Genomic DNA, 9,251 nt, shown 5'->3' on the forward strand with positions numbered 1-9,251 from the left:
CAACGTCATGTCCCGCAACACCAGCAGCCGGGATCGTGTCCGGGCGACGTTGCGCAAGGCACTCAACGACGCAGTCCCGTTGGAGTTGGTGTCGATCAACGTCGCCCACCACTTCAAGATCAGCTACGACAAGCCCCGACCGATGGTCTGGACTGCCGAGCGCGTCGCGGCGTGGCGCCGCACCGGCGTTCGCCCCTCGCCAGTGATGGTGTGGACGCCAGAACAGGCCGGGCAGTTCCTCGACGGAGTCGCCGAGGACCCGCTGTACGCACTCTGGCATCTCGCGGTGATACGCGGTCCTCGCCGCGGTGAGCTCTGCGGAGTGAGCTGGACCGAAGCTGCCGAAGACTACCGGTCTCTTGAGGTGCTGACGCAGCTCACCGAGGTGGACTACGAAGTCGCAGAGGAATCGCCGAAATCCGAAGCCGGGTTCCGCACGATCCCACTCGACGCTGAGTCCGGAGAAGTACTGCGCGCACACCGACTTCGGCAGAACAAACACCGACTGGAGATCGGAGAACTCTGGACCGACACCGGATACATCTTCACTCGCGACGACGGCCAACCCCTACGACCGTCCTACGTCAGCGATCGTTTCGAACGGATCGTCCGCGACCTCGATCTGCCACCGGTCCGATTCCATGACTTGCGGCACACCGCGGCGACGATCAGCCTCAAAGCCGGGACCGACATGAAAGTCGTCCAGGTACTCCTCGGCCACTCCTCACTATCAGTGACCAGCGACATCTACACCTCGGTGCTCCCCGAGCTCGCCACAGCGGCGGCCGAAGCTAGCGCCGCAGTCGTCGCGAACACGCGTCGCCGGGCGATGGGCACGCAATGAGCACGCAAACCGACTAATCGGACAGTCCAACACTGGGGATCACGATCTTGCTCGGCCAGGGACATGAAGAAACCCCCTGCGTAGAGGGGGTTTCGGGTGATGCTTTCACTGCGCGCCCGTAGGGATTCGAACCCCAAACCTTCTGATCCGTAGGCAGCATGCAGCGACCCCCCAATTGATCTACCAGCAACTACAGTATCACAAAGCATCCCGTGAGCACCATAAATCCCACTGTTCAACTCCCTTATGGCTACGCACACGGCTACCGGCCTCGGGCGGAGCACCTCATCGGTGACATCTCAGGCGCGCATGTTACCACTCCACGTCAAGCACATACTCGTGGCGCACGCCAATAATTCTGTCACTGACCGTAGATCAGATGCGACGGGATACCGACCATGACCGGCAGCCGTTCGGTGAGGTAGCGCAGCATTTCGAAGCTGGCCGAGCCGGATCCGATGATCACTGCCGCCTGCAGTACCGCGGTAGGGACACCGGAGTCGAGCAGGATGTGGCCGACTTCGGTACGGGAGGCGAGGTGCTCGGAGAGCGCCTCCTCGCCGGCGGGGGTGATACCGCCGAGGTACACCAGCCGGGAGAGGCCTGCTCGGCGTGCCGCGGTGGCTACGTTATGGGCGGCGGTGCGGTCGAGCTGGCTGAAGTCGGTGCGGTGCAGGGCGTGCACGAGGTAGTAGGCGACCTGTTGCCCGTGCAGCGCGGTGTGCATGTCGGTGGGATCGATGACGTCGCCGCGCACGATGTCGACTGCGTCTCGCCAGGGGACATCGGAGAGTTTGTCGGGATCGCGGGCTACGACCCGGACTCGGTGCCCGGCCTGCAGGAGCTGGGGCACGAGCCGGCCGCCGATGTAGCCGGTGGCACCGAGTACGACGCAGCGCATCTCATCGACTCCCTTCGAGGGCGGCGCGGTAGCCCTCGCGGTAGGTGGGATAGCTGAAGGTGTACCCGGTCGAGCGCAGCAGCTCGCCGCTGCAGCGTTTACCGGAGCCGCGCCCGGACTCCTCGGCCGCGACCGGCGGTGGCGGCACGCCGAGCAGTTCGGCGACGTACCGCAGCACCACGGCCCGTTCGACAGGCTCGTGGTCCACGCCGAGATACAGCCGTTGCGCGGATGCCCTCCGGGTGGCCAGGTGCACGATCACACCGGCGGCATCGTCGCGATGGATCCGATTGGTGAACATCGGCGCCGCCGGGACAGTGGCGGTCCCATCGCGCACGCTGGTCACCAGTCGGCTGGGGCCGGGCCCGTAGAGGCCGCCGAGGCGCAGCACGATCCCTTCCGGCTGCCGCGCCTGCAGGCATGCTTCCGCGGCCCGCAGTTGTGCGCCGGTATCGGTCGCGGGGATCGCGGGGTGCTGTTCGTCGACCCAGCTCCCGTCCGTGACGCCGTAGACGGCGGTCGAGGACACCAGCAGCATCCGGGGCGGTGCGGGCAGATCCTCTTCGATCGCGTCGAGCACGCGCCGTAACCCGGTCACGTACGTGTCGCGGTAGGCCGAAGCGGTATACGCATCGGCGGTCAGGGCGACCACGACCAGGGTCGTGTCGGCAGGCAGCTGTGGTCGCTGCTCGCGGAGGTCGACTGCCTGACCCGCGATGCCCACGGGCAGGTGTTCGGGATGTCTGCGCAGCCCGAGCACGCGGTAACCGAGGCGAGTCAGGCGTTGGCCGACGCGTGCGCCGAGGTCGCCGCAGCCGGCCAATACCGCGGTTCCCGCCGATTCGGGCCGGCTGATGGGTGAGTTCATATGTCGAGGGCCAGTCGTCGTTGTTCGTGGAAGCGTCGCCGGGCGGTATCGAGATCGGTGGTGGCTGGCCGAGCACGCGCAGCGCCGATTCGCCGAGGCGCCACGGCTGGTGGACGTCGCGACTGGTCGAGGCCGGCGAGTTCGGGGACCCCGCGACGAGTGTAGTCGCCGGGCGGGTCGTAGCGTTCGGCCTGGCGCAGCGGATTGAGCACCCGGTTGGGGCGGGCGTTGTGCCACCGGGCCAGTCGGCGGGTCCCTGCGGGCCCGGTGGCGGTGGTGCCTCGATGCCCGGTGGCACCGTAGCCCGCGGGGTGTGGCCGCCTGCCCGGGCCGCAGCGCGTCGGCCCAACGCCCAGTTCCGGTATCTGTCGTCACATGCCGGATTGGCGGCTCATCCCAATCGAGGGTGTAGTCAGTCAGGTTGCGGAAGCCCAGTGCGCTGCCGCGGACGTGTTCGAGCCTGCCATTGAGCACCTCGGTGGGACCGTTGCCGGTGCCGGGGAGGTCGAAGTAGGCCAGTACGTCAGCGGCGCGCTTTCTCAAGGTCCGCCCCAGCGTGATGAGCTCACTCAGCGTCTTCGGGACGCCGGTGCTGAGGTCGCTGATCAGTGTGGCCATCAGCTCGCGGCCACGCTGCCGGTCTTCGTGACGGTAGGCCTCGACCATGCGCTGATAGATGCCATCCAGTCGAGCGAAGGACCTCGGATCGGGATGGCCGAAGCCGGACGGCGGGGTAGCCTCAGGCACGTCGAGATCGGTTGAAGGAGATGGACCGGGCAGTTGTCACCGCATACCGTGGCCACCTTGATGGTCCGCTGCGAAGGAGCCGTATCTTCGCGGTCCTGGTCAGGAGCGGCTGTGGTGTGGGCCGGGGCATGACCTGTGTGTTAAACGCCGAGCAGTTGCTCGGAACGGTCCCAGAATCGGCGCGCGAGGTCAGCGTCGAGGGCTTGGCCGTTCTGCGGCTTGGTCGGCTCGCGCTTGTAGAAGTACCGACCCGGCTCCCAGTCGCGCCCCGGCGTGGCTTCGGCGAGCCACACGAGTGTGTCTGCGCCGCGATCTGGGCTGATGAGCATGAGGCGCCGCGAGATCGGGTTGGTGGTGATGAAGCGCATGAGCCTGCTCTCAGACTGCGTGCCGAAACTAGAGGCCACATTGCCGGGGTAGAAGGAGGCCGCCGAGATCCCCCGGGCGCCGAAACGACGGTGCAGCTCGGTGCTGAACAGGACGTTCTCCAGCTTCGCGGCGGTGTAGGCCCGGACAGGGCTGAAGTTCTTGTCGTGGTTGAGGTCGTCGAGGTCGATCTCTCGCGCGGGCCGCACAGTGCTCGAGGTCTGGATGACGCTCGCGTGGGAGTCGATGAGGGTGTCCATGAGCAGCCGGGTGAGGAGGAAGGGCGCCAGGTGGTTGATCTGAAATGTGCGCTCGAACCCATCGACGGTCTTCGTGGGGGCGCCGAAGACGCCACCCGCGTTGTTGGCGAGCACGTCGATGCGAGGGTAGGTCGCCAACAATTCGTCGGCGAGGCTCCGAACCTGCTCGAGCTCGGTGAAGTCGGCGAGATAGTAATCAGCGGCGCCGACCTCTCGCGCCACGGCAGCCGTCTTCTGTGGTGAGCGGCCGACCACGACGACGCGATGACCGTCGTTGCCCAGCCGACGGGCTGCCGCAGCACCGATTCCGTCGCTCGCGCCGGTTATCACGATGGTCTTCGACTCTGCCATACCAGCTCCTATAGGTCACTGTCCCGAATGTGAAACACTGTAACATATTAGGGCTGCTGTAACATGGGCATATGGTGCGGAACCCCAGGCAGGCCGGAGGTGCACGTGAGCGTGCGCGCCGAGCCATGCGTGCCCAGATCTCCCAGATCGCTCTGGACCTGTGTTTGGATGCGGGCTACGACAGCACCACCGTGGAGCAGATTTGTGCGGCTGCGGAGATCTCGCGCACGACCTTCTTCCGTTACTTCACCTCGAAGGACGACGCACTGCTCGGCGACGGGGACTCCGTCGGCCTGGAGCTGCTCGAGGCGCTCCGAGAACGTCCCGTCGATGAACCCGTGTGGCAATCCCTCCGGCACGCGTTAGGAGCGCTCAGCCGCAGCTATGCCTCGGACACCGAACGGTCCCGCCAGCTGATCACTCTTATGTACAGCACCCCGTCGCTTGCCGCCGCCCACTCGGGCAAGCACGCGCGCTGGTCCCCACTTCTGCGGCCCGAGGTCTCCCGCAGACTCCAGATCGACCCCGACGATCGATCGGATCCACGTCCGCACGCGCTGATCTGTTCCGCACTGTCCTGCGCGGACGCAGCCATCACCGCATGGATTTTCCAGGACACTTCCGCCACGATCGATGAGCTCCTTGCCCGCGCAATGACTGCCGTCGCGCAGTAGAAGTGGGCCCGGCCGCTGCAGGAGAATCCGAACCCACTCGCGCGACGACGTGCAGCCGTGTCCTCAGCCGAACAAAACGCTGGGTGACAGACAACACCTACGTCGCCACGTGATCCCACCGTGACCGTGACACCGACTTCGCTGACACACCAACGAAAACAGGCTCGACACAGCCCTTTACGACGCCCACCGACCATCCCAGTTGAAGGATGGATAGAGGGATAAGTCCAGGACACTCCATCGAATGTCACCCATGGAGTGTCCTGGACCTGTATAAAATCTGGCGCGCCCGCAGGGATTCGAACCCCAAACCTTCTGATCCGTAGTCAGACAAGTTTCGTGATCCCCAGTGTTGGACGCGATTATCGCGTCCAAATCGTGGTGATTCGTCCCGCAGGGCGTGCTTTCTTATGCTGTTGTGTCCGCATGCCGCTGACTGGTTATGAAGCTACCGGACACGCAACGGACACGCAAACCCGAGGGGAGGCGCCGTGGAACACACGCCTCAACCGCGCATAGAGCTCCCCCAAAGGTTGTTACACATGGTGACCGGTGAAGTCATCGATGACGGTGTCAGATTGTCCGACGCTGGCAACACCCGTGTCATCGTGGAATGTCACCTCACTCGACCAGTCAAACGTGAGCGCTTACGCCGTACTTGAGATAAACCCCCAACGAGCGCCGCACCAACCACCATCGTCGATGCCTGGACCGACGGCGACCGCCGACGACATCGCAGAAAGTCTCCGCGTCATGCGCGGGCTCGACATCTGCTCGCGCTCGCACTACCAGACTCGAACTTTGAAACAGTAGAAACCGCCTCAACAGCTCAGACAGCCCCACACGCACCACCGCGAGGCAGCGACTGCCGGGTCGTAGGCTCGAAGCTTTGCTGATATACGCGCTCACCTCTCGCGACCGCATCTATCGTCGAATTCGATCCAACGCGCCGGAATGTCGTGATCCCGCTACGGTCGAAGGTCCTGCAGCATTGACAGATTTGCTACAATAGAGCACCATAAAGGTACACGCGGATCGTAAGTTCTGGGGGGACTAGCGATGAACTCGCGAATGAGCAGTGAAGAGCTGCGATCGCTTCCTGCTGCAATCGACCTTCCTACAGCAGGTCGCGCACTCGGGATCGGGCGTAGCAAGATCTATGAGCTAGCCCGGTCTGGCGGCTTACCCCAAGGCATCTCGGTTATACTCTTAGGGAATCAGTATCGTGTTGTCACGGCCGACCTCCTGAGGGTGCTTAAGATCGAAGACTGAGTGCATACATTGGCGTTGGTCCCAACAAATGATGAGGGAAGTGACAGACGCTGATGCCACCACCTCCGTGCCTTGCTCGCCACTCAGTCATCATTGCTACACGAACGATTCTACAATGCCCGCGCTTGACGAGAACATAATTCAGATGAAAGCACAGCTCTTTACCTGCCTTCCGAGAAGTCAGCAGCCAAGTCAACGAGGCCCCATTGCCGTCGAATTCTTGTGAGAATATTCAAGCTCAGCCTTGGATCCAAGGCCATATGTTGTCTGACCGAAGCTAGCGAATCAAGTGAATCACTGGGTGACCTAATAATCAAATCTGTAAAGTCTTCGCCGTCAACGATCTTCTTGGCAAAAACCTCAAGTACAGTCGAACTAAACAAAACGTAGGTAGATGCCTCAAATCGGAGGCGCTCCAGAACACTGGTTTCGTTCCCGGCGGACGAGGGCAGGAGACTTTTATGAAGCTCTATCAGCCTTCTGAAGTCAAAGGTTCTTGGCAAGCTGTTTAGACATATCAAGAATCGACTCGCATCTGTCGATGCAATGTCTTGTTGACTTACCGCAAGAGAGAACCCTCGTAGTTTGTCGTTAAGATCCAACTCGACTAGATATTGTGTTGCCGTCCGTAGTACCTGTGCGTGATCGCCGCGCGCAGCGTCGGCGAGCGCGAGCGCAATTCTTTGTAGCTCGCGTGGTAGCCCACCTGAAAGACAGTGGCATAAGTATACGAACGGCTCCGAGATACCCAGAGCACGTCGAGCGAGCCAAAGACGGGACTCATCCAGAGTAAACGGTTCGACATGGATCATAGTACGGAATGCGCTATCGAACGCATCGCGCACCGGTATTCCTCGCCGATCAAACGAGGTGAGCGCATCCTCCGAAACTGACAGAGCGAAGGTTGCGTGGTCGACGCCAAATATTCCCTTAATCTCGTTTACAAACTGTCTCGCCTCAGCTGGATCGGCCATCTTATCTAACTCATCAATTGTAACCAATACTCCAATCTCATTCAACACACGCGCGGTCGTAACTACACGAGATAGGAATTCGCGATAGTTGCTGACCACCTCGGGCTGGGTCAACGGCTGCTCAACATTTTCCACCGACCTGTTGATTCCCCATCCGATACGACCCATAGTCGCCTTTCCCGACCAGCCTTCGGTACGTGTTTGCAGGAACCGAATTCGACGTAAATGATATCGTGACAGTCTGACTAGCGCCCGCACCTCAGGAGGTGCGGGTCGACGCAGACGAATTTCTCGGATTTTGCGAATAAGCAAGCTGACACTGGATACGATCAAGACGCTCAACCAGATCACGAATCTGAGAATATGTACCGCTACCGCGTAGATAACCAGGGTCGTCAGTGCATCCATTACTATTGTCACTGTAGCCGTCGTTTCAAGGTATCGTGAAAACGAGTTCAGGACACTTTGCCACGATGACAAGTAGTGGTGATAGATCTCGGCAAGGTTGAAGCTTCTCGTCACCACAGCTTGACAGCTTGCCGCAATGACCACTTTTAAGAGCATTGAGAGTGCGCGACGAATGAGAACGGTCGACGCATCCCAGACGTATGCACGCTGGATCCAGCGGTTCCAGATATCTTCATCGTTACCAGAATTCCGTCGAAAAATTGAAGAATAACTTCCGTAACGTTCCAGTACAGCACGGCAAGTGGTTGCATGCAGGTTTAGCACGAACTCTCGCGCATCGTAACGCACTGGAGCTGACGATTTAATCTGGAACAGTACGCGACTGACCGGAAAGTCGTCTTTGATCTCCGCTTCGAGTGCGCGGTCAATCAAGGTTGTCTTTCCGGATCCCCGTCTTCCAGCAATGCCAATAGCACCCGCACCTCCCCTTACTATTTGATCAAGAAATTCGTTCATTGCTGAGGTTGGCACCAGTGCCGCCTTATAGTCTGGCTCTCGCAATCCGCCCGCATCTCGAAGTGTCAGCTCAAGCGAGTACGATGGTGTCTTCTTGTTGTTTATCCACTCTCTAGCCATAGGGAGCACTACTTCGTCGCGAATAGTAATTCGTGACCTGCGACGCCGTAGCGGCATTGAGATCTGCAGTTTTATCAATTCGTTCCTCCACCGCGCTCGATCAGGAACGGTACCAGGAAGAAACAGTCGCATCACAGTCTTCCATAGAACTACAGCTCCTATCGCACCGACAATCAGTCCGGAAATGAAGCTCCAGCACAAGATGATAGGTGCCACAACAAGCCAGGCGATGATCACGAGCCAGTAGAACAAGTGGCCCCAAATCACCGATCTAGTCACTGTCCAGTCAGCTCCCCAATAGGGGGGCTTCTGTTCACGATGCTTATCAATTTCACGTTGATACTCGACAACTGTTACCACGTGTTGTACCAACGCTTGAGAACGCAAGCGGTTGTCATGCAGAAGCGCCGAAATAAGCTCCGAGGGCGATAGGGCTTCTTCCTTTAACTCGTACGATATCTCCGGACGCTTCGCGACCTCCTCCAGGAGTTCTCGAAGTCGAATATCTCCCTCATCAGAATCGCCGCTGGCCTCGAAATCAGAGTTCACCTGTCGTTCTCCCATCCGTCAACATGTCGCGCTAGGTCGTGGCCGCGGTCGAGGCTGCAAGACCATTTCAAATTGAGGGTGTTGCGTATCCAGTCATTACAGTGGCTTGCTGCCGTCCACAAGTCGATGCCCTGATCTCGACCGCCCTCTTCGCCAACTCCTTTCCACCTCATCGCCCAACTGTCGACACCCGTCACGCATGGTCGCTCAACTCCGGCCAGTCTTGTAGCAACGTCGCTTGATATACCCGAATGGAGCAACGTGACAATCCTTCGCGCATGCGCAGATCCACTGCGTAAGAGTTCGTTGCAGAATGGCTCGGTGTGTCGGTTTCCGGTTGGTTGAGCCATGTTGGATGCTGTGAGCATGGTTGAGGAGTTGGTTCCGGACGAGTTTTGGGC

Annotated in this window: 7 protein-coding genes, 1 tRNA gene and 2 pseudogenes; 2 read left to right on the top strand and 8 right to left on the bottom strand. The window is 60.3% G+C overall.

The genetic code is table 11. From position 1 onward, the window contains the following. A partial coding sequence (locus AD72_RS31800) for a tyrosine-type recombinase/integrase (protein ID WP_037348048.1) occupies positions 1-844 on the top strand: 844 nt, incomplete at its 5' end. A gap of 394 nt (positions 845-1,238) precedes the next feature. Here the strand turns inward: AD72_RS31800 and AD72_RS31805 are convergent. The 5 genes and pseudogenes from AD72_RS31805 to AD72_RS31820 form a co-directional block, all read right to left on the bottom strand. Continuing rightward, positions 1,239-1,745 (bottom strand): annotated as a pseudogene (locus AD72_RS31805) (NAD(P)H-binding protein); the annotation flags it as partial. A gap of 1 nt (position 1,746) precedes the next feature. Next, complete coding sequence (locus tag AD72_RS31810; RefSeq protein WP_020499829.1) at positions 1,747-2,613, bottom strand: NAD-dependent epimerase/dehydratase family protein; 867 nt, start codon at positions 2,611-2,613, stop codon at positions 1,747-1,749. Beyond that, positions 2,610-2,825 (bottom strand): FAD-binding domain-containing protein, encoded by a 216-nt coding sequence (locus AD72_RS36115; RefSeq protein WP_231645087.1) that lies wholly within the window; start codon positions 2,823-2,825, stop codon positions 2,610-2,612. The genes AD72_RS31810 and AD72_RS36115 overlap by 4 nt, the downstream gene beginning before the upstream one ends. A 196-nt stretch (positions 2,826-3,021) precedes the next feature. Then, a pseudogene (locus tag AD72_RS36120) lies at positions 3,022-3,294 on the bottom strand (transposase); the annotation flags it as partial. 206 nt (positions 3,295-3,500) lie between these two features. After that, the gene (locus AD72_RS31820; protein ID WP_031470347.1) at positions 3,501-4,337 is read right to left on the bottom strand and encodes an SDR family NAD(P)-dependent oxidoreductase; all 837 of its coding nucleotides are present in this window, start codon (positions 4,335-4,337) and stop codon (positions 3,501-3,503) included. A 125-nt stretch (positions 4,338-4,462) separates the two neighbouring features. On the opposite strand from AD72_RS31820, the gene AD72_RS31825 reads away from it, so the two are divergent. Then, complete coding sequence (locus AD72_RS31825) at positions 4,463-5,011, top strand: acyl-CoA-like ligand-binding transcription factor (protein ID WP_031470348.1); 549 nt, start codon at positions 4,463-4,465, stop codon at positions 5,009-5,011. A 281-nt stretch (positions 5,012-5,292) separates the two neighbouring features. Here the strand turns inward: AD72_RS31825 and AD72_RS36870 are convergent. From AD72_RS36870 to AD72_RS37800, 3 genes are all read right to left on the bottom strand, one after another. After that, a tRNA-Ser gene (locus AD72_RS36870) sits at positions 5,293-5,371 on the bottom strand. Between the two features lie 1,073 nt (positions 5,372-6,444). Continuing rightward, positions 6,445-8,850, bottom strand: a complete 2,406-nt coding sequence (locus AD72_RS36875; protein WP_156365465.1) for a hypothetical protein — start codon at positions 8,848-8,850, stop codon at positions 6,445-6,447. Between the two features lie 193 nt (positions 8,851-9,043). Next, the coding region (locus tag AD72_RS37800) for a hypothetical protein (RefSeq protein WP_231645086.1) at positions 9,044-9,251 on the bottom strand (208 nt) is incomplete at its 5' end.

The sequence above is a fragment of the Sciscionella sediminilitoris genome (genome assembly GCF_000737195.2).
Classification (GTDB): domain Bacteria; phylum Actinomycetota; class Actinomycetes; order Mycobacteriales; family Pseudonocardiaceae; genus Sciscionella; species Sciscionella sediminilitoris.

Excerpts from the sequence above, each read along its gene's own strand:
- AD72_RS31810 (WP_020499829.1), bottom strand. The coding sequence starts at position 2,613 with ATGAACTCACCCATCAGCCGGCCCGAATCGGCGGGAACCGCGGTATTG.
- AD72_RS31820 (WP_031470347.1), bottom strand. The coding sequence starts at position 4,337 with ATGGCAGAGTCGAAGACCATCGTGATAACCGGCGCGAGCGACGGAATC.
- AD72_RS31825 (WP_031470348.1), top strand. The coding sequence starts at position 4,463 with ATGCGTGCCCAGATCTCCCAGATCGCTCTGGACCTGTGTTTGGATGCG.